Origin of the sequence: Microbacterium daqui (genome assembly GCF_050408675.1) — a bacterium.
In the GTDB taxonomy this organism is placed as follows: Bacteria; Actinomycetota; Actinomycetes; order Actinomycetales; family Microbacteriaceae; genus Microbacterium.
In genome coordinates, this window is the sequence record NZ_JBNTKF010000011.1 from 1 (window position 1) to 24,986 (window position 24,986).

The window sequence follows — 24,986 nt, forward strand, 5'->3', positions numbered from 1 at the left end:
CCACGTCCGCCCGCACGAAGCGATCGCCTGGAACCGACCCGCCGACGTATACGCCGGCACCGCCAACCCCACCATCCCCAACTTCGAAATCGAAGAATTCCTGCCAACTACTTGACGCGGGACAATTACGACGGTGTCGCTGATGGTGACGCGGGTTGGGGAACGGTCGCAGCGGTCAAGGAGTGGCAGAAGTCGCTGGGTCTGGAAGCGACGGGCTCCGTCGACGCGGGAGACATCATCTTTGTGCCGTCGTTGCCGACGCGCATTTCGTTGGATGCGGAGACAATCGTTCGCGGTGCCACGCTGGTGGGCGGGGAGAGCATCGTGCAGGGCTTGCCGGCGTCGCCGTCGTTTACGATTCCGGTGACTGACGAGCAGGCGGCGATGATGCCGACGGGTACTCGCGTGGAGGTGACGAGCCCGAGCGGAACGCTGTGGGAAGCATTCGTCACGGACCAGCTCAGCAGCACAGAAACCCAGACCATTACCGTCAACCTCACCGGCACGGACGCCACCCCGATTTGCCTCGACGCATGCGCGGAGATTCCCGTTGTTGGGGAGGCCCGCCTTGCGTCTCGGATCGTGACCGTCGAACCGGTGAGCGGCCTTGTGATTCCGTCGGCGGCTTTGGTGACCTCCGCTGACGGCAAGGTCGGCGTCATCGACAAGGCTGGCACGCTCCACCCGGTGTCCGTGCTCGCTGCGGCCCGTGGCATGAGCGTTATCGAGGGCGTCGACGTGGGCACATCGGTGCGGGTTCCGGGCGCCACCGGCGGCAGCAAATGACCCTTCCCGACACAGCACAACAAACGCTGTTCGCAGCCGAAGACGTCACGTTCGAGTACATCGCAGGCAAACCAATTTTGGAGGGGTTTTCGGCGGACTTTAAGCCTGGAACCATGACGGCGCTGACCGGGCCGAGTGGCCGCGGTAAATCCACGCTTCTCTACTTGCTCGGATTGATGCTGCACCCGCAGGCGGGTGAGATTCGCGTAGATGGTGAATCGACGGCGCGGATGAATGACGCGCAGCGTGCGCACCTGCGCGCCGACAAGTTCGGGTTCGTATTTCAAGACGCCGCCCTGGACGCCAGCCGAACCGTGCTCGACAACGTCACCGAAACCGCCCTCTACCGCGGCGTCCCACGACACACGGTCACCGACCGTGCAATCGAACTGCTCGATACATTCGGTGTTGATGTGGCCCCCAGCCGCAAGCCGGGGCAGGTCTCGGGCGGGCAAGCGCAGCGCATCGCCCTGTGCCGGGCATTGTTGAACTCGCCGCGCATCCTGCTCGCGGACGAGCCCACCGGCAATCTCGACCCCACAACCGCCGACCTCGTCGTTTCAGCGTTGCATGACCACTCCCGCACGGGAGCTGCGGTCATTATCGTGACGCATTCACCCGAGATCGCGTCGGTGTGCGATACCGAGATTCGCCTATGACCGGTCAGCTCATTCGCGAAGCGTTCGCCTCGGCCCGTTCTGGGCCGGTCGCCTCCATCGTCACGATCATCATGGTCACTGGCATGATCCTCGCCGTCATGCTCACCACCGGCCGCACCGTCGGCGCCGAACAAAACGTCCTCGGCTCCATCGACTCCGCCGGCACCCGCTCCATCGTCATCCGTGCCGAGGACTCCGCCGGCGTCACCGCCGACGCCCTCAACCGCATGGCCGGGATCGAAGGCATCGAATGGGCCGGAGCGTTCTCCTCCGCCATCGATTCCACGAACGGCATCAACCCGGACGGCACCCGCGTACCCGTCCGCTTCGCCTACGGAACCAACCTCGCCCGACTCGACATCAACACCCCCAGCCCGCTACCTGGTGAACTCGCCTACGCCTCCCAAACCGCCCTCGATCAACTCGGCCTCATCGACATCGCCGGCAGCATCACCCTCACCACCGGCAGCAACTACGCCGTCGCCGGCCGCATCAACGTGCCCGACTTCCTCACCGGCTTCGAACCCCTCGCCCTGGTGCCTCAGCCCAACGCCACCGGCACCGAACCCATCAACGTCATCGTCGTCATCGCCGAACGCCCCGACCTCGTCGCACCCGTCTCCGCCGCCGTGCTCAGCGTGCTCGCCGCCGATGACCCCACCAAAATCACGGTGCAAACCAGCGCCGCCCTCGCCGAACTCCGCGCCCTCATCGAGGGGCAACTCGGCTCCTTCTCCCGCGGCCTCGTGCTCGCCCTCCTCGGCCTGACCGGAGCGCTCGTCGCCATCCTCCTCTACGGCCTCGTCATGATGCGCCGCAAAGACTTCGGCCGCCGCCGCGCCCTCGGCGCCACCCGCAGCTACATCGTCACACTGTTGCTCGCTCAAACCGCGCTCCTCGCTACCGCAGGAATCGCCATCGGAACCATCGGTTCCGTTATCGCGTTGCTCGCCCTCGGCGACCCCCTACCCGGCCTCGCCTTCACCGCAGCCCTCGCCATACTCACCCTCGTGACCGCACTCATCGCAGCCTTAGTTCCGGCCCTCGTCGCCAGCCGCCGCGAACCCATCCGCGAACTCAGAGTCCCGTAGGTGCCTCCATCCCCTAATGCCCGGGTTCAATAAGCGCCCTGCAACCGACGCTCGGCGCCGAGCATTCATTCGGTATCAGCGACACCGCGCACTACGCTGGCCAGATGGAGTTTTCGGTGCGCACTGTGGTCGAAGACGACTGGCGCGAGGTCAAGGCGCTCCGCCTTGAAATGTTGCGCGACACCCCGATCGCGTACCTCGAAACTCTCGCCTCGGCGCTCGCCGAACCTGACGCGACCTGGCAGGTGCGCGCCGCGCGCCCCGCACTCGACGGCAGCCTCCGACTCGCCGCGATCGATGGTTCCGGCCGCTGGATCGGAACCATGGGCGGCTACCACGACCGCCACCACGGCGCGACACTCGTCGGCGTCTATGTGACGCCCAAAGCCCGCGGACACCACGGCGTCTTCGACACGATGCTCGCCCTCGTCGAAGACTGGGCACGGGGGCGCGGAACCACGCTGCGGCTGGGGGTGCACGAAGACAACCGCCGTGCGATCGCCGCTTACCTCAAACGAGGGTTTGTCGAGACGGGGCGATCAGTGGAGTATCCGCTGGAACCTGGCGGGTTGGAGCTCGAAATGATCAAGCGGGTTTAGCTCGCCCGCCTCGCAGGCCAAGCGAAACGAAACGCCCCGACCGAATGGAAAAGGTCGGGGCGTTTCGCCGAGATCTACACCTGGGCGAAGGCCTGATCGAGGTCGGCCTTGAGGTCTTCGACGGACTCGAGACCGACCGAAATGCGCAAGACGTTTGCGGCGGGTCGGGCCTCTGCCGGCACCGGGCGGTGCGTCAGCGCCGCGGGGTGCTGAATCAGCGAATCAACGCCACCAAGCGACACGGCGTGAGTGAAANGTCTTCGACGGACTCGAGACCGACCGAAATGCGCAAGACGTTTGCGGCGGGTCGGGCCTCTGCCGGCACCGGGCGGTGCGTCAGCGCCGCGGGGTGCTGAATCAGCGAATCAACGCCACCAAGCGACACGGCGTGAGTGAAAAGCTTCACGGCAGCGGCAACGGCCGAAGCCGCCGCGTAGCTCTCCAGTTCGATAGCGATCATGGCACCGGGGCCACGCATTTGCGTGCCGACAAGGGGACTCGCGAGCGCGCCGCGACCCGGGAAATGCACGGCCTTCACGGCCGGCTGCGTCTCGAGCCAATCGGCCAACTCAATCGCACCCGCCTGCTGCGCACGAATGCGCAACGGCAGGGTCTGGAGCCCGCGGTGGCACAAGTAGGCGCCCAGCGGGTGCATGAGCGCGCCCGTGATCGCACGCGTCGAACGCAGCTTCGTCGCGATCTCTTCCGAGCACGCGATAACGCCACCGATCACGTCGCCGTGACCGCCGATGTACTTCGTAGCGCTGTGCAGGCTCATCGCCGCACCCAGATCCAACGGGTTTTGCAACACCGGCGTCGCAAACGTGTTGTCGACGAGCAGCGGCACATCGCCCGCGGCGTCAGCAACGGCACGAATGTCGACGAGTTCGAGAGTCGGGTTGGCCGGGCTCTCGATGACGACGAGACCGGTGTCGGGGCGCATCGCCGCGGCCACGCCATCCGGCTCGGCGTACGTCACGTCGGTGCCCAGCAGCCCGGTGCCGAGCAAGTGGTCCGTGCCACCGTAGAGCGGACGCACCGCAACCACGTGCCGCTTGCCATCAGCTGCCATCGCCAAAATGGCGGCAGCCATCGCGGCCATGCCGGAGCCAAAAGCAACAGCCGCCTCACCGCGTTCAAGCGCCGCGAGCGCCTGCTCGAAGCGGGCGACGGTCGGGTTCCAGAGTCGCTGGTACACGAAGCCGCCGGAGGGATCAGGATGCCCACCCGTCGCCATCGACTCGTACGAATCTCCGCCGTGCTCAACGTCAGGCAGCGGGTTCGTCGTCGACAGATCGATCGGGAGAGCGTGGATTCCGAGGGTCACGAGATCGTCGCGCCCGGCGTGTACAGCCAGCGTGTCGATCGCGTCATTGCGATTCGTCATATCTTCTTTCTACACCGCCAACACGAGGCGCAACTGTTCGACAGCCCAGTCGAGCTCGGTGGCGCGCACCACAATCGGCGGCGCCATGCGAATGGTTTGACCATGGGTGTCTTTCACGAGCACCCCGCGAGCCATCAGTTTCTCGGCAATCTGCCGACCGGTTCCGAGTGCCGGATCAATGTCGATACCGGCCCACAGCCCGGCGACTCGAATCTCGGTCACGCCGTGGCCGACCAGCGGCTGCAGAATCTGCTCGAGGTGCGCGCCGAGCTGTGCCGCGCGCTCCTGGAATTCACCCGTCGCCAGCATCTGAACGACGCGATGACCGACGGCCGCAGCCAGCGGGTTGCCGCCGAAAGTGGAACCATGCTCACCAGGCTGAATGACGCCGAGAATGTCACTGTTGGCGACGACGGCAGACACCGGCATCACGCCGCCGCCGAGCGCCTTGCCGAGCAGGTAGAGATCCGGAACCACGTTCTCGCGGTCGCACGCAAAGGTGGTTCCGACGCGCGCGAGGCCCGACTGAATCTCATCGGCGATGAACAGCACGTTGTTGCGAGCCGTCGCTTCGCGCACCGCCGTCAGGTATCCGGCGGGCGGAATGATGACGCCAGCCTCACCCTGAATCGGCTCGATCAGAACGGCGACCGTGTTGGGCGTGATAGCAGCCTCAATGGCCCCCGCATCGCCGTACGGAACATTCACAAAACCGGGCGTGAACGGCCCGAAGCCGTTGCGTGCCGTGTCGTCGTCGCTAAAGCTCACGATCGTCGTGGTGCGACCGTGGAAGTTGCCATTCGCGACGATGATCTGCGCGGCATCAGCCGGTACGCCCTTGACGCGGTAACCCCATGCACGGGCGAGTTTGATGCCGCTTTCGACGGCTTCGGCGCCGGTGTTCATCGGCAGCACCATGTCTTTGCCGCACAGCGCTGCGAGCGCCGTCGCAAACGGGCCCAGCACGTCGTTGTTGAAGGCGCGGCTCGTGAGCGTGAGGCGGTCGAGCTGTGCGTGCGCGGCCGCGAGAATCTCGGGGTGCCCGTGACCGAAGTTCAGTGCTGAGTAAGCCGACAGCAGGTCAAGGTAGCGCTTGCCCTCAACGTCGGTTACCCACGCGCCCTCGCCAGACGAAATCGTGACGGGTAGCGGGTGGTAGTTGTGTGCCAGGTTCACATCGGTAGCCGTGGCCAGGTTGTCAGTCATGCGTTCGCTCCTCGCAGTTCGAGCGTGCAGCACTTGATGCCGCCGCCGCCGAGCAGCAGCTCGGAAAGGTCGATCATGATGGGGTTGTAGCCGCGCTCTTCCAGCTGCTTCTTGAAGCCGGTGGCGCGGGGCGAGATGATGACGTTCTTGCCATCGGAGGCGCTGTTGAGGCCAAACACCGCACCGTCTTCGTCAGACACGTGAATAGCGTTCGGGAACATCGCGGCGAGCTTTTCTTGGCTCTCCTTGTCGAAGGCGTTCGGCAAGTACGCGACACCAACCTCGGCGCCGGGCTCAACGACCGGGTCGAGAATCGCGAGCGCCGTGTCGAGGTGGTAGAACCGGGGGTCGACGAGCGTCAGCGAAACGACGGGCTTCGCGAAAACTTCGCCGACTTCGCGGTGGCTTTCACCGGTCGAGCGGAATCCGGTACCCGCGAGAATAACGTCACCCGCGAGCAGGAAGTCACCCTCGCCTTCGTTCGTCTCTTGTGGCACGACGACGTGGTACCCCTGATTCCGGAACCATTCGGTGAAGAGCGCTTCTTCGCCAGCGCGCTCAGTGAAGCGGAACTTCGGCGCGTAGGCGGTGCCGTCAATAAGGAAGCCGCCGTTGGCGGTGTAGACCATGTCGGGCAGGCCCACGCCGGGCTCGATCAACTCGACCGTGTGGCCGAGCTCGAGATACAGGTCGTACAGCTTCTGCCACTGCGCGACCGCCTTCGCTGTGTCGGTGGGGTTGGCTGGCTCCATCCACGGGTTGATGGTGTAACTCACGGTGAAGTGCGACGGCTTGCACATCAGGTAGTGACGGATCTGCTGGGTACGCGTTGTCATGGACGCTCTGCTCCCTTTGTCGAAGGTGGCGGACGCTGTCCTGAGGCTCGGCGGAGCGATATGACACCAACGATCCGAGCACGCCGTGCCTTATTCTTTCACCAATGTGCACGGTTATGGAAGGTCATGTTTGACTTTTCTGCGCAATTTCGGGTCGAAGAATCACGACACTCTTGCCGATCACGTCGCCCCGGGCGACCGCGGCGAGCGCCGCCGGAACCTCGGCAAAGTCAACGACGCTAGTCACCTGCACAGCGACGTCGCCTGCGGCTACGAGCGTCAAGAGTGCGGCGAGAACATCGGCATCAACCTTTTGCGCGACCGGAACCAAGCGGGCAGCTTTGCGGGTCAAGAACATGCTGCGCACGATGCGGCCGACCGGCCCGAGCACGCGTGACCCTTGACCGCTCACGAGTGCGGCACGCCCACCCGACCTGAGCTTGGAACGCAGCTGACGCAACGGCCGGTCGCCGGCAATGTCGATGATCGCGTCGAACGTCTCACCCGCCACCAGTGGGTCAACAGCCCCTCGGGCTCGTACGTCGTGCGCACCCCACGACCGCACGGTATCGACGGCCGACGCCCGGCACACGGCCGTGATGTGCGCACCCCGATGCAGGGCGAGGGCGATCGTGAAACTCGCGACGCCGCCCGATGCGCCCAACACCAGCACGCGCTTGCCCGCACCACTCGTCTCCGTCACACCCGCAGCCTCCAGCGCCGCCCACGCCGTGGGCGCACCGACCGGAACCGCGGCTGCAGAAAGCAGGTCTACGGAGGCCGGCACCGGCACGACGCGGTCGCCGTCAACAGCGACGAGCTCGGCGAAGCCGCCCGCACACTCGGCCAGTACGCGATCCCCCACCGCAAAGCTCCCTGCTTCTCTCCCCATGGCAACGACGGTGCCGGCGACCGCCATCCCGCGCACGCGCTCCTTCGGCCGCCGAATGCCGAAAAACGGCCGCACCAGGAGCGGTTCACCCTGCATGATGCGGGTGTCGCCGTTGTTGACTCCCACCGCGGCTGGGGCGATGAGAACCTCATTCGCCCGCACCGCTGGTTCCGGAACCTCCATGAGACGCACGACACTGGCGTCTCCGTATTCGTCTTGCTGCCATGCACGCATGGGTCACTCCTTTGTGAATGTCGCCGCGCGGGCGCACCAATTACCCCTGACCCCAGGCGGAGCCGACAACGCGCGGACTACCCCTCGGGGTACTGGAACACCTCGTCGAGCGGGGCGCCGAGCACGCGGGCGAGGCGGAAGGCCAGCTCCAGCGTGGGCGAGTATTTGCCCTGTTCGATCGCGATGATGGTTTGCCTGCTCACGCCCAGTTCACGGGCGAGGTCGGCCTGGGTGAGCTCTCCGCGGAGAGCCCGAATGTTGTTGGTGATCTGAGTGGGCTTCACCATTAGCTCACCACGTTCGGCAAGCCGCCGCGGTACATGATGAGCGCCGCAATGCCGCCGACGAGGGCGGAGGTGGCGAAGCCCGCGGCGATCGTGTGGGCGATCCAGAACGGTGACGCGGCTTGCGCACACAGCACGATCGCAACGATGCCGGCAATCACCAAAAAGGCGGTGCCGACACGTTCGGAGGCGTGGCTGATGCGCACGTCTCGCTCATCGGGTGCCGATTCTTCACGGGTGATGCGTCCGGCCATGCTGAACACAACGGTGGCGATGGTCATCAGTGCGACGCCGCCGCCGATCACCCAGAGCATGCGCCACAGCCATTCGCTGCCGTCGTTGTTCGACGACGCCATGGTCCACGGAATGTACACCGCGAGCGCGGCAATGGTTCCGAAAACCTGCACCCAGGTGTTGCGTTCTTGGTATCCCACGACGCACCTCCATGTAAAGAAAACTTGACACGAGAACGGTAAGCCTGCAGCCGGTATCGTGTCAAGAATTTTTTACATTGCTAGATGACGTCAGCGAAGGCGGCGACCGAGCGGCCCCCGATGCTCACGGTCTGCTCGCGCAAGTAGGCCAGCAGTTCGACACGACCAACGGTGGTGGCCGGGTGCGAGAAGGTAGCGACCGGAACCACGGATTCGTCGCGGATGAGGGCGGCGGTGTCAGCGGCGTCGGCGCCGGTGAGACGCACGCGCGCGATGCGGCTTGCGACGACGCGTTGCACGAACTCGGCGTCAGTCTCGACGAACAGCGTGATGCCCGCTTCACCGAGCGCACGGCGCAGCGCGAGCGGCAACCCTTCGGCGGTGCTGAGCGTGAAGTCTGCCTGCGAGCGCACCGCGGCAATCACGAGGCGCACCACAACCCGCACCGGCGTCTCCGCACACGCCCGGAGCGCGATCGTGGTCGGGCGGTACCGGAATAGGTTGCGTTCGATGCCGAGTCGAGTGACGTCGCGAATGTGGCCGAATTCCCGATCCCACGCGAGGGCGTCAGAAAGCGCTGCCCGGCGCACCCAGTCAAAGTCGTCAAACTCGAGGTCGGGTTGGGCCGCTTCAATGAGCGACGTGACGCGGGAGTCGAGGCCGCGCAAGTGCAGCGTTCCGCTCGCCGCGCGGCCTGCCGTCGGTCGCCACGTGCCGAGCGTTGCCAGTCGGTTCGGTCCGCCAGCCTTCGCCGCGGACCCCACGACCGCACCGTGCCAGCCACCCGAAGGCTGACGCTGCACGACGGGGTCGATCGTGGCGCGGTTGATGTGCAACGAGCCCGCCTCTGCCTGACGCAGCCACCGCTCGGCGTCGGCCGGATCGGTCGTGAAGAGCCCGGCGACAGCGCCGGTCGAGAGGCTGTTCGCGACAATCGTCGCGGCACCAACACCACCCGCGCTCAGAATGCCGAGCACGGGCGCGGCAAAGCGTTCGCTCGCAAAGCGGGAACCCGGCTCTACTCCCACCCGAATACCCGGCGTGTAGGTTCCGTCAGCAAGCTCGCGCGGCTCCACGAGCCAGCGCTGCCCCGGCTCGAGTGTCGTGAGCGCCCAGAGTGCGCCCTCGTCGAGCGCGACATGGCGAGCTTCGCCGCGGTCGATGCGCGCCTGCGCCAGGCGCTCGGCGCGCTCGGCCCACGATGTCGTCAGCTCAACGAGCGCGGCCGACAATCGATCTGACCGCGCGATACCACCGGCCAAAATCTTCAGGCTTACCGACTCGAACGCAGCACCATCGCGCGAGAATGCACTGGTCACGAGTGCTGCCGCCGCCTCGTCGATGTCAGCCGACGGCGCGATGATGACCGTGTTGCGGCCGTGCACGCGCGCGTTCAGTTGGCGTGACGAGATCGCGTGCACATCGGCGGCAGGCCCGCTCATCACAATGCTGTCGACGGTGGTTTCTTCTGCCGCCTGGTGCACCGTTCCGGCGGCCACGCACAGCGCATCGTGCGGTACACCCGCGTGCCACAGCGCATCGGCGATGAGCGCGACAACGGCCCGTTGGTGCGGCGTTGCCACCACGATGGCGGCGCCGCCAGCGGCGAGCGTTGCGAGCACGCCCTCGGCCGTGGAAGCGATCAGGTCAGCCGAAGAACCAGCGACGATCGTGATGCCGGCGGGCACAAAAATGGCACCCGATACGGCGTCGAGTTCGCGCACCGTCGCGGCGTAGTACCGCGCAAAGTCGACGGCGGTCGTCACATCGCGGTCAGCGTCGGAGAACAGAATTCCCCTCGGGCGCGCGGCAACGATCAGGTCGCTCCGACGGGCCTCGAGGTGGTGTGCGGCGTGCTCCAGCACGAGCGCACGCTCGGCTGCCGCGAGCGCCTCCCACTCGCCGTGTCCGTGACGAATGAGCACGACGGCGTCCGCCGCCGAGTGCCACTCAGCACCGACGCCCTCAGCCGAATCAGCACCATCACGCTCGCGTGTTGCCAGCGCCCATTCCCGGTTCGCCGCCAACGACGGGTCTGTCGTTTGCGCATTACGGAATCCGGCCGCACCATACGCCAGGTCATCGGTCTCGCGCTCCGAGAACACCGCGGTCTCAACAAACGGCGTGCCGCCAAAGAACAGGCCGTCCACCGCCGTGTCGAGAGCACTGGTCTGACTCAACTTGGCAGCGCCGGCAATGCCCATCACAGCCTGCGTGAGGTCGACCGAATCGGTCGCGATGGGGCGCAGCAACGCCCCCGGCGCAATGTCACCAATTTCGGCCGAGCGGTCGAGGGTGCGGCGCGACAGCGGCGGATTGGTCTGTGCGCGGCGCGCGATTTCGGCGGCGTATGCCGGCATGTCTTCTTCGGTCAGCCGCGCGAGATCATCGATCACACCGGCGGCGACGCTCAGTCGTTCGGCGATCGCGTCAACCGCACCATCAAGCTCACGCGGCGTCAGGGCGAGCGAGGCGAGGGTGAGCGTCGCGTCGCTAACCACGAGACTCTCCCACTCCGGCGCGAACCCAGCCTGCAAGACGATCTCGACGGCGCGTTCGGGCGATGAACTCTCTGCGGCATACGCGAGCACAAACGGGTCGTGCGTCGCAACACTCACGTCGACGGCGCCAGCGTTTTCGTCGGCGAGCAGCACATCGATGCCGCGCACCTGCGCTGCCAGAATGTCGACCCGACCGGCGAGGGCGGGCTGCGGCCACCCGTTCAGAATGTTTTCGTCGCGCTCGGCGTTTGAACCCGCGCTATCGGTGAGGCGAATCGTGATGGGTGCGGCACCTTCGTGCTCGCGCTCGCGCGCCCAGGCCGCGAGCTGGCGGACCGCATCGTGACTGTCGGCGAGCGCAGCCGGCACGCTCATTCCTGCCGACACCATGGTTCCGGTGCCCTCCAGCACCTCGGCGAACACCGCAATCGCGAGATCCAGCTCGCGCAGTTCGCGCACATCGAGCAGAAGCCGCGTTTCGTATACGGCCGCGGCAACATACAGCTCGGTGACGGCGGCGACGGCCGAATCGACGAGTTCAGCGAAATCCCACAGGTCACCGAGATGCGCGGCATGACCGAGTCGGTAGCTCACGGCAGTGACATCGTCGCGTTCGATGAGCGCCATGATGCGCTGACGATGGGCCCGCGCTTCGGCATCACTGCGCGCGTTCGTTGCCGGTACGGCGAGTTCGAGCCGCGCACCACCCGCGGTAGCAGCGGCGATCGACGCATCAATCTTTTTGGGTCGGGCATCGCACGTGATGTCAGCGATCAGCATGCGCATGGCTGAGCGGACGACCGGAACCACGGGGCTGGGTAACACGGGAGCCATCGCTCCGCTCGCACGGATGGCCGAGCGCACATGCCAGGGCAGGTCGGCGGGTGCTGACGGCGCTAGTCGGTGAAAGTGGGCAGCGGCGGCAGCCAGGCTGTCGGGGCGGAGCACGGAGTCCACCGCTCCAAACGCAAACGCACGGCTCTGCGCATCAGCGAGAAACGCGCGCAATCCGCTCGGCGGTGGCGCGTCATCGGCCGGGACGCTCGCGCGTACCCATGCGGCCGCACGGTGCGCGGCGCGGTCGTAAACCGTCGTGAGGGGGGTCGAGGCATCTTCCGCCATGAATCGAGCCTAGATTGCCCCGGTGTTAGCGAGTGTCACCACCCCGCAGAACCCGCAACCCCGCGTGTCATGATGCCCTCCCCGCAAATGCGTGCGGGCGCATAAAATGGCCGGAGGGCGACATTTGTCGCTGCTCTTGCTTCTCTACGGGAGCTGGAAAATGGCGCTGCCAGATGACTGGGAGACTCATCCTCGAGTCTGGCCCGACCGAGACACGGTCATTCAACGCGCCTGCGACAGCCTGCAGGCGCGCAAGCACGTGATCGTTGCGGGCGATATTTTGCTTGATCGCCGCACCATCATCTCCGACATCGTGAGCAGGCTCCGTGACGTCGGTGTTGCCGTTCTCGATACCTCCGCGTCGGAGACCGTCACCAGCCCCGTTTCACCGGACACGGTCGTTGTCGTTGATCTCGGCATCATGACCCCCGAACTTGAACAGTGGTGCACGACGCTCATCGCCCGGCGCGGTGCCACGGTGTTGGTGGCGACGCCTTCAGCTGACCCACCCAGTACGTCGGTCACCCTCGCGCAACGCTTGCGCGCAGCGCAGGCCGACGAGCTTTTTCTCGCGCCACTCACGACCGATGAGGCTCATGCGATCGTCGACGATGTCGCGCGGCAGCACGCCATGACGCTCACCCCCGTCGAAGCGAACTGGATGGTCGCGATATGCGCCGGCAGCGCGCCACTGCTACGTGCGCTCGTCGATGATTACGCCGAAAGCGACGAGTCGTCGGTCGCGGCGTTTGGTCGCCACTCGCGCGCTGTCGCGAACGAAGCTCTCACCGAAATTCCGGCCGCGCTACTGCCGACCGCGCGCCTCGTCGCTTCCCTCCCCGGTATCGGTCGGCGGCGGCTGCGTCGTTTTGTCGACGGCCATGCCCTTGATCTCCTGACGGAAACGGCCATCGCGACGCGCGCTGACGACACGATCGTCATCAACCAAGCCATCGTGCTGGCGTTGCACCTCACGACGCCGCCGCACCTCGACAATGCCGCAATTCTGGTGGCGAATGATGTGATGACGTCTCTGGCCCTCGGAACCACGTGCACTGAAGCTGAAGTCTTGCTGGCCTCCACGATGCTGAGGGAACACCCCCACGAATTCGCCGATGTTCCATGGGTCGACCGGTCGCGTTTGCTGTTCACCACGATGTGGTTGCAGCGCCGCGCCGGGGCTACCGACCACGCCGCGTTTGCCGCTCGCCAACTCATGTCACAACCCGGATGGGAAGACGTCTCCGTACTGCGCAGCATCGCGCGCGGTCTTAATGAAGATCTCGAGGCGCTCTCCGCCGATATTCGTGCCGCCTCTTTCCCTCCGGAGGCCTACGACCTCACGCTGCCGTGGGTGCAGTGTCTGTCACTCCCCTTGACCCGCGACAGCGAAGCCACGCGCTGGGCCATGGACCTCACCGACGGCCCGATCGCCTCGCCCGCCGATGCCGCCGTTATCACGGCCCTGCGAACCGTCATGCGTGCCGCTCGCGCCCTGCAAGAACAAGACCTCTCGTTGGCACGCACCCTCGTCACCGACGTCTTGCTCCCCGAGGGCGCCCACGACGCCACCCGGCTGCGCGGCATCATCATCCTCGGTGCGGCGGCTAGCTTAGATGCCGACGGCCCCAATATCGCTCGTTTCGTCAACCACGTCTTGGGCATCACACTCTCACATTCTGAGCCCGGCCTGACACACGACCTTGCCCGCCGGGGTCTGGACGATGCGCTCCTGCTGTGCGCACTGACCCTCGCATCCGTCGGCGCTCCCACTCCGCCAGGACTGTTCGCTGCGATCGACCAGCGTACGCATGCGGCGGCAGCGACAGAGGATCATCCCGCACTGATTCGCATGGCGATCACCCGGTTGATGACAGAGCGCGATGAGGCGAACACCACCGGAACAATGCGGTTTCTGCGCCACCTCAACCGCACGGACTTGAGCGCGTGGGTGCTCGGTCGGTTTGGCGGCGATCCGGCAGAGCCGCCCCTGTATTTGGTGAGCGGAACGTTCATGGAGCATGCGCTGAGTTCGTCACGACTGCTCAGCACGCTCGCCACGCGCGGCCCCGAGGGTCTCGCCGCGCGCTGGAGCACTTACCCGACGGCCGGTACGCCGTTTCGCACGATCTGTGAGGCGTACCTTGACCTCACCGTGCACAAGACCACGCCAAACATTGACGCCGCGACGATCGCCGGCCTTGACCTGCCCGAGGGGTCAATCCTGGCTGCCGTTCGCGATCACGCCGTGGGCTTGTTGCAAAACGACCCGACGACACTGACGAAAGCGCTCCACGCCTTCATCGCGACGCACGCGTGGGGGTGTGCGCGCGTTGTTAATCGTGATTTGGCCACAGTCACCGCCGACGACCCGTCATGGGCGAAAAAGGTGAAGGCTGGCCAGCGCCTGTTGCAGTCTGAAATGCGTTCGGTTGCGGCCGCCCAAGCTTCGCTCACGCCACGCGAACGCCAAATCATGCGGCTCGCGTCACAGGGACTGCGCAATAAGCAGATTGCCGAAGAACTGTACGTCTCCGTGCGAACAGTCGAAAGCCACCTCTACCGCGCCCTCCACAAGCTCTCCGCGGTGCGCGAGGAGCTCACCGACGGCGTCGAGGCCTCCTCCTCCTAGTCGCGCCACTCGCTCGGAGCCGGCTGACGGGTCGACGGTAGCGCCGACGCGACCGCCCATTCGTGCACCCAGTCAGCAATATCCGGAATCATGTCCGGCTCACCCACCGCAGCAAACAGCTCCTCGTGAGTGACGGTTCCGCCGCCCCGCTTCAGCATGCGGGCACGCACGATAACGGAGGCATAAATCTCGCCGTTCACGACGGCACGGTGTTCCATGTAAATCGCACGGTCGTCGTGGCCGAGCAGGCGCGACTCGACGTCGAAGCGCTGCCAGAGCTCGAGAGACTTGCGGAACGTGATGGTTTCGGCTGACACCACGGCGTACCAGTTCTGCTTCTTCATGACGTCAGACATGCCGGTACGCACCAGCAGATCCCAGCGCCCGAGATCAAACAACGACAGGTAGCGGCCGTTGTTCATGTGGCGCAAGATGTCGATGTCAGTGGGCAACGTCGTGAGACGAATTGTCGTCACCGCACGCGGTTCCACGCGCCCTTCGCGGCGCACTCGGCGCCTGGCCAGAAAGAAGAACAACAGCGTTCGCCACATCACGTTCACGAGGGGTGATGCTATCCGGGTTTCGCGGAATGACGCGAATTACTGTGTGGGAATGGCCACCGATTTCACGTTCTGGCACCTGTCGGTTTAGAGTCTGGCCATGGAAGCCGAGCTGCAGACCAATGTCGTTGTTCGTCCCGTCCGTGTCAGCGACGCCGAGGCTATTGGGCGTGTGCACGCGACCACGTGGCACGAGACGTACGATCACCTGATCAGTACCGCCGCCCTGGAGAACGTTTCTCCTCGGCGCCTCGCGGAGCTTTGGACGTCGTGGGCCGCACAGGGCCCGGAGTACGTTCAGTGCGCCGCACTCGTTGACGGAGAAGTTGTCGGTTTTGCCGGCTCAGGTCCTGCGCGTGATGAAGACGCCCCGCGCGAACGTGAGCTGTACTTCATCTACCTCCTTCACGCTTATCACAGCACGGGAATCGGACAACAACTGTTCAATGCGGTCGTCCCCGACGGGCAACCGCTCTACCTGTGGGTCGCCGAGGACAACCCTCGCGCTCACCGGTTCTACCAGCGCAACGGCTTTACCGCCGATGGGGCCAAGCACACCGAGCCCTTCCTTGGTGAGAGCCTGACCGAGGTGCGTCTGGTTCGTTGATGCTCCAGATTTGGGCACTCGATAACATCGGTGAGATCACGCATGGTGCAGGTCGGCGTGATTGTTTCGGACACCCTGGGCCGCGCGTGGCGTGAGGGGCAAACCGACCAAGCCATTGGCGCAGCCGGTATCTATGTTTTTGAAGACCTGCGTGGTTCCGTCGACGCCGAAGGCCGCCCACTCGTGGTGACGATGCCGTGCGTTGCCGATGAGCTCGCCAGCGTAACCGATCTCGTGAAGGGCAAGACGTCACGCAAGCCGGTTGCGATTGTGCGTGGCCGTGGTGACCTCGTCGGCTCGCTCGACCTGCCCGGTGCGCGTTCGATTGTGCGGGCGCTCGAGAACGACATGTTCCACACCGAAAGCGCTGAGGCCTACGCCGAAGGATTCGACGCAGGCCTCAAGGCTTCTCAAAGTGACGCTGACGCTTAGCGGGCGCTGACCTTTCCGAACAGCTTCGCGATCGGGGCGATCACGAGCGGTCGGGCCGCGAACCAGGCGCCAACCATGACGCAGAGTCCGGCGAAGAACAGCCAGAAGCCGGTCCAGCTGATTTCATCCGTGCCACCGAACATGTGGTTCAGGTTGCGGAGCGCTCCGGTGGCGAACACCAGGAACACGTGAATGATGATGAACAGCACGAAGAACAGCATCGTCGGCAGGTGCAGCGCACGCGCCACCTCAACCGGGTAGAGCTTGTTCAGCTTCGCAGCGTTCTTGGGCCACAGGTTGCTCATGCGAACACCGGTGATGATCGCGACCGGAGCTGCGATAAACACGACCGTGAAGTACATCAGCTGCTGGATGCTGTTGTAGTTAACCCAACCGTGCTCGGTCGGCCAGTCCAGCGAAACGTACTGCAGGATCGCCGACAGCGCGTTCGGGAAGACTTCCCAGCTCGTCGGCACGATGCGTACCCAGTGGCCGCTGACGAACAGCAACACCACGAACACGATGCCGTTGATGACCCACAGCAGGTCGAGCGACTGGTGCAGCCACAGCGTCAGGCTGATCTTGCCCTTGCCGTCGGTCGAGCGCTTGGGTGTCCAGAAGGCGCTCGGACGGCGGTCTGTGCGCACCGTCCATCCGGAACGGATGATGAGCAGCATCAGGAACATGTTGAAGTAGTGCTGCCACTGCGCCCACACCGGGAAGCCCGGCTGCGAGCCCTCAGGCAGGTCGTACTCACCCGGGAACGCCGTCATGAAGTCTTGCATGAACGGCAGGCTGAGCAGCAGGCGCACGGTGATCACGGCCATCGCCGCGGCACCGAGCAGGGCGCCACCGGCGAGCACGACGATGCCCGCCCACTGCCAGAACGTGAACTTGCCGTAGCGACGCGCATCGCGCTTCACGACCGGAACGTTCGCGTACTTGCCCGGGAACACCGTCTGCTTGAACGGCAACGGCGTGGAAACGTCGTAACCCTTTGCCGAAACAACAGCGGCTGCCGGAACCTCGGCTGCAGCGGGTGCGCCAGCTGCAGGCTCGGGGGCTTCCGTTGCGAGAGTTGCGGGTGCGGTGCCTTCGGCCTCGGGAGCAACGACCAGCGGTCGTGCAACCGAGCCTGCGGGCGGCCAGCCTTCGCCGCCGGCAACGCGCGGGAGTCCGCGACGGAGCGCAACGGCCTCGCCCTGGATAACAGCGGCGGCGGGAGCGGACGTAGCGGGAGCTGCAACAACCGGAGCAGCAGCGGCGGCGGGCACCTCAGCGGCAGGAGCCACGGCCTCAGCAACCGGCGCAGCCGCAGCGGGCACCGCACCTGCGGGCGCAGAGCCTGCGGGCGGCCACGGGTCACCACCGGCAACGCGCGGGAGTCCGCGACGCAGCGTAGCGCCACCGGCAGCAGCAGCCACGGGCGCCGCGGCAACCGGAGCCGCAGCAGCTGGAGCCGACACAGCCTCAGCAACGGGAGCTTCCGCAACCACAGCGGCAGTCGGAGCTTCCGTAGCAGCCGCAGCCACTGGTTCCGCTACCGCCGCCACCGGCGTTTCAGCCTCAGCAACCGGCACCTCAACACCGACGGGAGCGTCGCCCCCGGCGGGCCAGGGGGCTCCGCCGGCCACGCGGGGCAAGCCTCGCCTGATCGAACGGCTATAGGTCGCCATACTTACTTCTTCCGGGCCTCGAGCGCGGTGATCAACTGCGGAACCACGGTGAAGAGGTCACCGACGATGCCGAAGTCGGCGATGTCGAAGATCGGAGCTTCGCCGTCCTTGTTGATCGCGACAATCGTCTTAGCCGTCTGCATGCCGGCGCGGTGCTGGATGGCGCCGGAAATGCCGAGTGCGACGTACAGCTGCGGCGAAACCGAGACACCGGTCTGTCCGACCTGGTGCGACTGCGGGATGTAGCCGGCGTCAACCGCGGCGCGCGAAGCACCGATCGCGGCGCCCAGGGCGTCAGCAAGCTGCTCGACGAGAACGAACTTCTCTTGCGAGCCGAGGCCACGACCACCGGAGACAACCTTGGCGGCACCGCGGAGTTCGGGGCGTGACGACTCAACGACCTCTTCGGCAACCGAATCGATCGTGGCGGCAGGCTTACCCGACGCGGTGACCGCGAGGGTCTCAGATGCGACGGGCTTCTCTTCACCACGAGCGTCGATAGCACCCTGACGCACGGTCACGACGAGCGGACCAAACGTTGCGGCCGACGACGAGTTGAACGCGCCACCGTAGACCGAGTGCTCAGCGACGACGCCTTCGCCATCGCGCGAGACACCCACGGCGTCAACGGCGATTGCGGCGTTGGCACGCACGGCGAAGCGACCAGCGATGTCGCGGCCGTCGATCGAGTGCGACAGCAGCACGGCGTCGGGCTTCACTGCGTCTGCCGCGGCAGCCACGGCGTCAACGGCCGAAACGTTGAGCGCCTGCGCGTCGGAACCTTCTGTCACGAGCACGTGTGCGGCACCGAGGCGTGCGGCCTCGGCTGCGGCGTCAGCGGAACCGTTCACGATGAGTGCGACGGGGGTTCCGACGCCGGAAGCAGCACCGAGGAGTCCGGCGGCTGCACCCGTGAGGGCACCAGCGGTCGTCGTCTCGAGAACGACAAGAATGGAGTCTGCGGGATAGTTCGTCATTGCTCTCGTCCTCACACCAGTCGGTTCTGGATCAGGAACTCAGCAAGCTTGGTGCCTGCGTCGCCCTCGTCCACGATCTTGACGCCAGCCTCACGCGGCGGGCGCTCGGCGACCGTCAGCATGATGGAGTGTGCCTGCGACAGGTCATCGGCATCGACGTTGAGGTCTGCCAGCGACAGCGTCTCGAACGGCTTCTTCTTCGCCGCCATGATGCCCTTGAAGTTGGGGAAACGCGCGTCGGGCAGTGCCTCAGAAATCGAGATGACGGCGGGCAGTGCTGCCGAAACCGTCTGCGAGCCGCCATCGATCGGGCGCGTACCGGTGACACCGGAGTCGCTGATCGTCACCGTCGACAGGCCCGTCGCCGAGACAGCACCGAGGATTTCAGCGATCATGGCCGGAACCATGCCGCCGGAGCCGTCCGTCGACGTGTTGCCGGCGATGACCAGGTCGTAACCGGTGTTTTCGATAGCGGCAGCAAGCACCTGGGCCGTCAGGCGCAGGTCGGCACCAAGAAGCTTCTCGTCTGCGATCTGCACGGCGCTCGCAGCACCCATCGCGAGACCCTTGCGGATCGTTGCGGCGGCACCGTCGTGCGACATCGACAGCACGACAACGTCAGTACCAGCGTTGGCGTCGGCGTAGGAGAGAGCAACCTCAAGGGCGCGTTCGCCAATCTCGTCGAGCACCGCCTCGCTTGCACCGCGGTCGGCGAGACCAGTTTCTAGATTTAGCTTGCGGTCACCATAGGTGTCAGGGACTTCCTTGACCAGGACGATGATCTTCATCGATAGCTCCTCCTCGTTCGTCGCGAGTCTAATAGACGCCCGTTGAATGTAGCCATTCGCTGTGGGCTATCGGAACGATAGGCCACCCAGTGGACATTTATGTATACATTGCGCACAACCAAGCAAATGTTAGGTCGAATCTAACACGGTCTCCCGATTCGCGGAAAGCCCGATCCGACCCACTAGCGTTGGTCTATGGCAGGGCAGAACCCACATCGTGTTGATCCGATCGCTGAAGCGCGGCGGCAATGGCACGTTCACGGGTGGGATGACGCAGCCGCCGGAATGACCGCGGTGACCAGTGTGATGCGTGCGCAGCAGCTCATGCAGGCGAGCGTCGATGCCGCCCTCAAACCGCACAAGCTGACCTTCGCGCGCTATGAGATGTTGCGGATGCTGGCATTTACTCGTGCCGGCCGGTTGCCCCTCGCCAGTGCGATCGACCGTTTACAGGTGCATCCGACGAGCGTCACCAACACCGTGGACCGCCTCGTCAAAGACGGCTACATCGAACGCGTGAAGCACCCCGCCGATGGGCGCGCGGCAATGCTGCTGCTGACCGATGCTGGTCGCGCCGTCGTTGAGGAGGCCACCGTTGCACTCAACACCGAAGTATTTGAGCGCATCGGCATGAATCACGCCGATACCACCGCCCTCGTCGCGATCGTGGCGCGCTTCCGCGAGGGTTCGGGCGACTTCGTGAACGACCCCGAGTCCACGCGCGAGCCAGACTAACCGGATCGACGCGAAATCTACCCCGTTTACCGGTTTTCGAAGTTGGGCTGGCGCTTTTCGCGGAACGCGGCCATGCCCTCTTTCTGATCCTTGGTGTCAAACAGTGACGCGAACAGCGCGGCTTCGTGACGCAGACCCTCGGCGAGGGGCGACTCGAGTGACGTGCGAATAAGCTCCTTCGCAGCGATAACGCTCGGTAGTGACTTCGACGCGATCACTTCGGCCATCTTCTGCGCTTCGTCAATAAGTGCGTCGGCGGCGACGACGCGGGATACGAGCCCCGCACGGTCGGCCTCGGCGGCGTCGATCATGCGGCCGGTCAGCACGAGTTCGGCTGCCTTGTACGCACCAATCGCACGGGCGAGACGCTGGGATCCGCCCATGCCCGGAATCACACCGAGGTTAATCTCGGGCTGCCCGAACTTCGCGGCATCCGACGCCAGAATGATGTCGCACATCATCGCGAGCTCGCACCCGCCACCCAGCGCGAAGCCGTTGACGGCCGCGATGACTGGCTTGCGCACGGCGACCAGCCGGCCCCAGCCCGCGAAGTAGTTGCCGAGGCGCATCTCGAGGCCCGAGCGGTCTTCCATTTCCTTGATGTCAGCTCCCGCGGCAAACGCACGGCCGGCGCCGGTGATGACGATGGCACCGACCTCCGGGTCAGCATCGAACTGCTCAGCGGCGATCACGACGTCGTGCATCGTCTGGGCATTCAACGCGTTGAGTGCTTCGGGCCGGTTCAGCGTGATCCAGCCCACGCGGCCACGGGTTTCGGTCAGGATGGTCTCAAACTCAGTCATGTCAGCCTTTCGTGCGGATGGTGTTGATGATGCCAGAGAAATCCTGGTGCGCGCCGTCGCCAGCGGCAAATTCGGCATACATCTGCTGTGCGTGACGGCCCAATTGAGCGTCGACACCGGTCGCTTCGATCGCCGCGAGCGCGAGCCCGAGATCTTTTGCCATCAACGATCCGGCAAAACCGGGCTGGTACTCACGGTTTGCGGGGCTCGTCGGCACCGGCCCCGGAACGGGGCAGTTCGTCGTGAGCGCCCAGCACTGCCCGGAGGCGTGCGCGGCGACGTCGAACAGCGCGTTGTGCGTGAGGCCCAGGCGCTCCCCCAACACGAAAGCCTCAGACACCGCGATCTGGCTGATCGCGAGAATCATGTTGTTGCACACCTTCGCGGCCTGACCGAGCCCGTCGCCACCGCAGTGCACGACGCGTGCGCCCATGATCTCGAAGAGCTCGCGAGCCGCCGCGACGACTTCGTCTGCTCCGCCGATCATGAAAGCCAAGGTTCCGTTCTCCGCGCCAACGACGCCACCCGATACCGGCGCATCGAGGCTGCGGTGCCCGGCGGTAGCCGCCAGGTTGTGCGCCTCTTGTGCCTCAGCCACCGAAATCGTCGAGCAGTCGATGAACAGCGTGTTCGGTGCCGCATTCGCGAGCAATCCGTCGGGTCCAGAGTACGCATCGATCACGTGCTTGCCGCTCGGGAACATCGTGATGACGACCTCTGCGCCGGGCAATGCCGCAACCCCGGACTCGGCAACCGTCAGGCCAGCAGCACGCGCCGCGTCGATGGCGGCCGGAACCAGGTCAAAAGCAGAAATGGTGTGGCCCGCTTTGTGCAGATTGATCGCCATGGGTAGTCCCATGTGACCGAGCCCCAGGAATGCAATGTTTGTCATGCGATTCTCCTCACGTCATAGCCGAGCCCCATCGCTCGACCGAAAATTCTTACCGCTTACCCTCGAGCACTTCGCGTCCGATGATGACGCGCATGATCTCGTTCGTGCCTTCCAGAATCTGGTGCACGCGCAGATCGCGCACGACCTTTTCGATGCCGTACTCCGAAAGGTACCCGTAGCCGCCGTGCAATTGGAGGGCGTCGTTGGCGACCTTGAATCCGGTATCTGTCGCGAAGCGCTTTGCCATCGCGCACAGCATGGCGGCATCGGCGGAACCATCATCAATGGCGCGCGCCGCCTCCCGTACCAGCGCGCGAGCGGCGCGCAGTTCGGTCGCCATGTCGGCGAGTGTGAACTGCACGGTCGAGCGCGCGGCGAGCGGCTCGCCAAACGTGAAGCGCTCCTTCACATACGAGGCCGCCTTGTCGAGTGCCCACGCTGCACCGCCCAGGGAGCACGCAGCGATATTGATGCGGCCGCCGTTGAGGGCGCGCATCGCAATCTTGAATCCGCCGCCCACTTCGCCCAAGACGTTCGATGCGGGCACGCGCACTTCGTCCATGATCACTTGGCGGGTCGGCTGCGCCTTCCAGCCCATCTTCTTTTCGTTGGTGCCGAAGCTGAGGCCCGTGGAGTCGGCCGGAACCAAGAAGGCCGTGATGCCCCGAGCGCCCGGTTCGCCGGTGCGCGCCATAACGACGTACACGCCGGCCTCGCCGGCACCCGAAATGAACTGTTTGACGCCCGTCAGCACGTATTCGTCGCCCGCGCGAATTGCTGACGTCGTAATTGCCGCAGCATCAGAACCAGCCCCTGGTTCCGTCAAGCAATACGCACCAAAGATACTCATCGACGTGAGCTGCGGCAGCCACTCGTGGCGCTGCGCGTCGTTGCCGAATGTGTCGATCATCCAGCCGACCATGTTGTGAATGGTCATGTAGGCGGTGACGGTTGGGTCGGCGTACGCGAGTGCTTCGAAGATTGCGGCGGCGTCGGAACGGCTGAAGGCCGCGCCTCCGACGTCTTCGGCAACGTAAATGCCACCCAGCCCCAGCTCTCCGGCACGGCGCAGCGTGTCGCGAGGGAAGGTTCCGTGCTCGTCCCACTCGGCGGCGTGCGGTGCCAGCTCGGAAGCGGCGAAGTCACGCACCGCGTCGAGAATGGCCGAGAGCTCTTCCTCGGTCGTGGTGGTCATACTCATGGGTGTCTCAATTCATTGTGGGAATGACGAAGCTGGCACCTTCTTTGATGCCCGACGGCCAACGACTCGTGATCGTCTTGGTCTTGGTGTAGAAGCGGAAGGAGTCGGGCCCGTGCTGGTTGAGGTCGCCGAAGCCACTCTTCTTCCAGCCGCCGAACGTGTGATACGCGATCGGCACCGGAATCGGCACGTTCACACCGACCATGCCCACCTGCACGCGCGTCGTGAAGTCGCGGGCAGTGTCGCCGTCGCGCGTGAAGATCGCGACGCCGTTGCCGTATTCGTGGTCGGTGGCCATCGCGAGCGCTTCTTCGTAGCTTCCGGCGCGAGCGATCACGAGCACCGGGCCGAAGACCTCTTCGCGGTAGATCGCCATCTCGGCGGTGACGTGGTCGAACAGCGTCGGGCCGAGGTAGAAGCCATTTTCAAAGTCATCGACAACGAAACCACGGCCATCGGCGAGCAGCATTGCGCCCTCGTCAACACCCTGTTGGATGTAGCCACTGACCCGGTCGACGGCCTCGCGCGTGACGAGGGGGCCGTAGTCGACGCCCTCGGTGTTCCAGGGGCCGATCTTCAGGTGAGCGACGCGTTCGGCGAGCTTCGATGACAGCGCGTTGGCTGTCTCTTCACCCACCGGCACGGCGACCGAAATCGCCATGCATCGTTCGCCGGCGGAACCGTAGCCCGCGCCGATGAGAGCGTCGGCGACCTGGTCGAGGTCGGCGTCGGGCATCACAATCATGTGGTTCTTCGCGCCGCCGAAGCACTGTGCCCGCTTGCCGTTCGCCGTCGCGGTTGAGTAGATGTATTGCGCGATGGGCGTCGAGCCGACGAAGCCGACCGCCTGAATGCGGTCGTCGTTGAGGATCGCATCGACTGCCTCTTTGTCGCCGTTGATGACGTTGAGAACACCGTCGGGGAGCCCTGCTTCTTGGAAGAGCTCGGCAAGGCGAAGCGGAACCGAGGGGTCGCGTTCCGACGGCTTGAGGATGACCGCGTTGCCACAGGCAAGTGCGGGGCCGATCTTCCACAGCGGAATCATGGCGGGGAAGTTGAACGGGGTGATCGCAGCGACTACGCCGAGTGCTTGGCGCATCGAGTAGACGTCGATGCCGGTGCCGGCACCGACCGTGTATTCGCCCTTCAGCAGGTGCGGAGCCCCGATACAGAACTCGATGACCTCGACACCGCGCTGAATGTCGCCCTTCGCGTCGTCGAAGGTTTTGCCGTGTTCGCTCGCGAGCAGACGTGCCAGTTCGTCGCGATCGCGGGCGATGAGTTCGACGAACTTCATCATGACGCGGGCGCGCACCTGCGGGTTGGTTGCCGCCCAATTCACCTGCGCCTGTTCGGCGGTGTCGATGGCGGCGGAGACCTCGGCGGTGCTTGCCAGGGCGACGTGCGCCTGGACTTCTCCGGTGGATGGATCGAACACATCGGCGTATCGGCCCGATGTTCCTTCAGTGCGCTTTCCGCCTACAAAATGCGGGATTTGACGTACCAATATGACACCCCTGTCTGTGCCCTCGTTGGCACAGTGCTCAGATTACATGGATGTCCTAGTAAAAGGAATACCCCCTTCCGGCTCGTCACCGGGGCCCACCAGTCACAATTTCAGGCAGGTCTGGCATTCTGGATTACACAAGCCG

General features: G+C 64.9%; 24 protein-coding genes. 8 read left to right on the top strand and 16 right to left on the bottom strand.

What is annotated here, in order from left to right; genetic code table 11:
* Positions 1–111 precede the first annotated feature (111 nt).
* The 4 genes from ACQUSY_RS08225 to ACQUSY_RS08240 all read left to right on the top strand — a co-directional run bounded on the left by ACQUSY_RS08225 (position 112) and on the right by ACQUSY_RS08240 (position 3,135).
* Positions 112–786, top strand: coding sequence for a peptidoglycan-binding domain-containing protein (locus tag ACQUSY_RS08225; RefSeq protein ID WP_428904006.1), 675 nt, complete (start codon positions 112–114; stop codon positions 784–786).
* Complete coding sequence (locus tag ACQUSY_RS08230) at positions 783–1,445, top strand: ABC transporter ATP-binding protein (protein WP_428904007.1); 663 nt, start codon at positions 783–785, stop codon at positions 1,443–1,445. The genes ACQUSY_RS08225 and ACQUSY_RS08230 overlap by 4 nt, the downstream gene beginning before the upstream one ends.
* On the top strand, positions 1,442–2,536 hold the full coding sequence (locus ACQUSY_RS08235; protein ID WP_428904008.1) for an ABC transporter permease: 1,095 nt from the start codon (positions 1,442–1,444) through the stop codon (positions 2,534–2,536). Before ACQUSY_RS08230 ends, ACQUSY_RS08235 begins: the two co-directional genes overlap by 4 nt.
* A gap of 104 nt (positions 2,537–2,640) precedes the next feature.
* Positions 2,641–3,135, top strand: a complete 495-nt coding sequence (locus ACQUSY_RS08240; RefSeq protein WP_428904009.1) for a GNAT family N-acetyltransferase — start codon at positions 2,641–2,643, stop codon at positions 3,133–3,135.
* 74 nt (positions 3,136–3,209) lie between these two features.
* On the opposite strand, the gene ACQUSY_RS08245 is transcribed toward ACQUSY_RS08240, so the two are convergent.
* The 8 genes from ACQUSY_RS08245 to ACQUSY_RS08280 all read right to left on the bottom strand — a co-directional run bounded on the left by ACQUSY_RS08245 (position 3,210) and on the right by ACQUSY_RS08280 (position 12,031).
* Positions 3,210–3,377: a PLP-dependent transferase gene (locus tag ACQUSY_RS08245; protein ID WP_428904010.1), complete on the bottom strand. Its 168-nt coding sequence runs from the start codon at positions 3,375–3,377 to the stop codon at positions 3,210–3,212.
* Positions 3,350–4,522 (bottom strand): trans-sulfuration enzyme family protein, encoded by a 1,173-nt coding sequence (locus ACQUSY_RS08250; RefSeq protein ID WP_428904011.1) that lies wholly within the window; start codon positions 4,520–4,522, stop codon positions 3,350–3,352. The genes ACQUSY_RS08245 and ACQUSY_RS08250 overlap by 28 nt, the downstream gene beginning before the upstream one ends.
* Before the next feature lie 9 nt (positions 4,523–4,531).
* Complete coding sequence (rocD, locus tag ACQUSY_RS08255) at positions 4,532–5,728, bottom strand: ornithine--oxo-acid transaminase (protein ID WP_428904012.1); 1,197 nt, start codon at positions 5,726–5,728, stop codon at positions 4,532–4,534.
* A complete protein-coding gene (ddaH, locus tag ACQUSY_RS08260) occupies positions 5,725–6,564 on the bottom strand; it encodes a dimethylargininase (RefSeq protein ID WP_428904013.1) in 840 nt (279 codons plus the stop codon). The genes rocD and ddaH overlap by 4 nt, the downstream gene beginning before the upstream one ends.
* A 124-nt stretch (positions 6,565–6,688) precedes the next feature.
* Entirely contained in the window at positions 6,689–7,690 is a 1,002-nt protein-coding gene (locus ACQUSY_RS08265) for an NAD(P)-dependent alcohol dehydrogenase (protein WP_428904014.1), read from the bottom strand.
* A gap of 77 nt (positions 7,691–7,767) precedes the next feature.
* Positions 7,768–8,082, bottom strand: a complete 315-nt coding sequence (locus tag ACQUSY_RS08270; RefSeq protein ID WP_428904076.1) for a helix-turn-helix transcriptional regulator — start codon at positions 8,080–8,082, stop codon at positions 7,768–7,770.
* Positions 7,977–8,408, bottom strand: a complete 432-nt coding sequence (locus ACQUSY_RS08275) for a hypothetical protein (protein WP_428904015.1) — start codon at positions 8,406–8,408, stop codon at positions 7,977–7,979. The genes ACQUSY_RS08270 and ACQUSY_RS08275 overlap by 106 nt, the downstream gene beginning before the upstream one ends.
* An 80-nt stretch (positions 8,409–8,488) precedes the next feature.
* Positions 8,489–12,031, bottom strand: coding sequence for a proline dehydrogenase family protein (locus ACQUSY_RS08280; RefSeq protein WP_428904016.1), 3,543 nt, complete (start codon positions 12,029–12,031; stop codon positions 8,489–8,491).
* A 160-nt stretch (positions 12,032–12,191) separates the two neighbouring features.
* Between ACQUSY_RS08280 and ACQUSY_RS08285 the strand changes: the two genes are divergently transcribed.
* The gene (locus ACQUSY_RS08285) at positions 12,192–14,663 is read left to right on the top strand and encodes a helix-turn-helix transcriptional regulator (protein WP_428904017.1); all 2,472 of its coding nucleotides are present in this window, start codon (positions 12,192–12,194) and stop codon (positions 14,661–14,663) included.
* Here the strand turns inward: ACQUSY_RS08285 and ACQUSY_RS08290 are convergent.
* On the bottom strand, positions 14,660–15,223 hold the full coding sequence (locus tag ACQUSY_RS08290) for an acyl-CoA thioesterase (protein WP_428904018.1): 564 nt from the start codon (positions 15,221–15,223) through the stop codon (positions 14,660–14,662). The genes ACQUSY_RS08285 and ACQUSY_RS08290 overlap by 4 nt on opposite strands.
* 100 nt (positions 15,224–15,323) lie before the next feature.
* Between ACQUSY_RS08290 and ACQUSY_RS08295 the strand changes: the two genes are divergently transcribed.
* Together ACQUSY_RS08295 and ACQUSY_RS08300 are read left to right on the top strand one after the other, a co-directional pair.
* Entirely contained in the window at positions 15,324–15,830 is a 507-nt protein-coding gene (locus ACQUSY_RS08295; protein ID WP_428904019.1) for a GNAT family N-acetyltransferase, read from the top strand.
* 30 nt (positions 15,831–15,860) lie between these two features.
* Positions 15,861–16,262 carry a coenzyme F420-0:L-glutamate ligase gene (locus tag ACQUSY_RS08300; protein WP_428904020.1) on the top strand — a complete coding sequence of 134 codons (402 nt, stop codon included), beginning with the start codon at positions 15,861–15,863 and terminating at the stop codon, positions 16,260–16,262.
* Here ACQUSY_RS08300 and ACQUSY_RS08305 read toward each other — a convergent pair.
* From ACQUSY_RS08305 to ACQUSY_RS08315, 3 genes are read right to left on the bottom strand one after another with little or no spacing between them, the layout of a single operon-like run.
* Positions 16,259–17,938, bottom strand: a complete 1,680-nt coding sequence (locus tag ACQUSY_RS08305; protein WP_428904021.1) for a cytochrome b/b6 domain-containing protein — start codon at positions 17,936–17,938, stop codon at positions 16,259–16,261. The genes ACQUSY_RS08300 and ACQUSY_RS08305 overlap by 4 nt on opposite strands.
* Before the next feature lie 2 nt (positions 17,939–17,940).
* A complete protein-coding gene (locus ACQUSY_RS08310) occupies positions 17,941–18,915 on the bottom strand; it encodes an electron transfer flavoprotein subunit alpha/FixB family protein (RefSeq protein ID WP_428904022.1) in 975 nt (324 codons plus the stop codon).
* An 11-nt stretch (positions 18,916–18,926) separates the two neighbouring features.
* On the bottom strand, positions 18,927–19,703 hold the full coding sequence (locus ACQUSY_RS08315; protein ID WP_428904023.1) for an electron transfer flavoprotein subunit beta/FixA family protein: 777 nt from the start codon (positions 19,701–19,703) through the stop codon (positions 18,927–18,929).
* Positions 19,704–19,898: 195 nt separating this feature from the next.
* Here ACQUSY_RS08315 and ACQUSY_RS08320 point away from each other — a divergent pair, with 195 nt between their 5' ends.
* Positions 19,899–20,438: a MarR family winged helix-turn-helix transcriptional regulator gene (locus tag ACQUSY_RS08320; protein WP_428904024.1), complete on the top strand. Its 540-nt coding sequence runs from the start codon at positions 19,899–19,901 to the stop codon at positions 20,436–20,438.
* A gap of 26 nt (positions 20,439–20,464) precedes the next feature.
* Here ACQUSY_RS08320 and ACQUSY_RS08325 read toward each other — a convergent pair whose 3' ends face one another.
* Genes ACQUSY_RS08325 through ACQUSY_RS08340 form a run of 4 tightly spaced genes read right to left on the bottom strand, consistent with a single transcriptional unit; the run spans position 20,465 to position 24,841 of the window.
* The gene (locus tag ACQUSY_RS08325) at positions 20,465–21,241 is read right to left on the bottom strand and encodes an enoyl-CoA hydratase-related protein (RefSeq protein WP_428904025.1); all 777 of its coding nucleotides are present in this window, start codon (positions 21,239–21,241) and stop codon (positions 20,465–20,467) included.
* Position 21,242: 1 nt separating this feature from the next.
* The gene (gene mmsB / locus ACQUSY_RS08330; protein ID WP_428904026.1) at positions 21,243–22,133 is read right to left on the bottom strand and encodes a 3-hydroxyisobutyrate dehydrogenase; all 891 of its coding nucleotides are present in this window, start codon (positions 22,131–22,133) and stop codon (positions 21,243–21,245) included.
* A 49-nt stretch (positions 22,134–22,182) separates the two neighbouring features.
* Positions 22,183–23,334 (bottom strand): acyl-CoA dehydrogenase family protein, encoded by a 1,152-nt coding sequence (locus ACQUSY_RS08335; protein WP_428904027.1) that lies wholly within the window; start codon positions 23,332–23,334, stop codon positions 22,183–22,185.
* Between the two features lie 7 nt (positions 23,335–23,341).
* Complete coding sequence (locus ACQUSY_RS08340; RefSeq protein WP_428904028.1) at positions 23,342–24,841, bottom strand: CoA-acylating methylmalonate-semialdehyde dehydrogenase; 1,500 nt, start codon at positions 24,839–24,841, stop codon at positions 23,342–23,344.
* Positions 24,842–24,986: the final 145 nt, after the last annotated feature.

What these genes read in the sequence shown, in the direction of transcription:
- ACQUSY_RS08230 (WP_428904007.1), top strand. Translation starts at nt 783, where the DNA reads ATGACCCTTCCCGACACAGCACAACAAACGCTGTTCGCAGCCGAAGAC.
- ACQUSY_RS08235 (WP_428904008.1), top strand. Translation starts at nt 1,442, where the DNA reads ATGACCGGTCAGCTCATTCGCGAAGCGTTCGCCTCGGCCCGTTCTGGG.
- ACQUSY_RS08240 (WP_428904009.1), top strand. Translation starts at nt 2,641, where the DNA reads ATGGAGTTTTCGGTGCGCACTGTGGTCGAAGACGACTGGCGCGAGGTC.
- rocD (WP_428904012.1), bottom strand. Translation starts at nt 5,728, where the DNA reads ATGACTGACAACCTGGCCACGGCTACCGATGTGAACCTGGCACACAAC.
- ddaH (WP_428904013.1), bottom strand. Translation starts at nt 6,564, where the DNA reads ATGACAACGCGTACCCAGCAGATCCGTCACTACCTGATGTGCAAGCCG.
- ACQUSY_RS08265 (WP_428904014.1), bottom strand. Translation starts at nt 7,690, where the DNA reads ATGCGTGCATGGCAGCAAGACGAATACGGAGACGCCAGTGTCGTGCGT.
- ACQUSY_RS08280 (WP_428904016.1), bottom strand. Translation starts at nt 12,031, where the DNA reads ATGGCGGAAGATGCCTCGACCCCCCTCACGACGGTTTACGACCGCGCC.
- ACQUSY_RS08285 (WP_428904017.1), top strand. Translation starts at nt 12,192, where the DNA reads ATGGCGCTGCCAGATGACTGGGAGACTCATCCTCGAGTCTGGCCCGAC.
- ACQUSY_RS08295 (WP_428904019.1), top strand. Translation starts at nt 15,324, where the DNA reads ATGGAAGCCGAGCTGCAGACCAATGTCGTTGTTCGTCCCGTCCGTGTC.
- ACQUSY_RS08305 (WP_428904021.1), bottom strand. Translation starts at nt 17,938, where the DNA reads ATGGCGACCTATAGCCGTTCGATCAGGCGAGGCTTGCCCCGCGTGGCC.
- ACQUSY_RS08310 (WP_428904022.1), bottom strand. Translation starts at nt 18,915, where the DNA reads ATGACGAACTATCCCGCAGACTCCATTCTTGTCGTTCTCGAGACGACG.
- ACQUSY_RS08315 (WP_428904023.1), bottom strand. Translation starts at nt 19,703, where the DNA reads ATGAAGATCATCGTCCTGGTCAAGGAAGTCCCTGACACCTATGGTGAC.
- ACQUSY_RS08320 (WP_428904024.1), top strand. Translation starts at nt 19,899, where the DNA reads ATGGCAGGGCAGAACCCACATCGTGTTGATCCGATCGCTGAAGCGCGG.
- ACQUSY_RS08325 (WP_428904025.1), bottom strand. Translation starts at nt 21,241, where the DNA reads ATGACTGAGTTTGAGACCATCCTGACCGAAACCCGTGGCCGCGTGGGC.
- mmsB (WP_428904026.1), bottom strand. Translation starts at nt 22,133, where the DNA reads ATGACAAACATTGCATTCCTGGGGCTCGGTCACATGGGACTACCCATG.
- ACQUSY_RS08335 (WP_428904027.1), bottom strand. Translation starts at nt 23,334, where the DNA reads ATGAGTATGACCACCACGACCGAGGAAGAGCTCTCGGCCATTCTCGAC.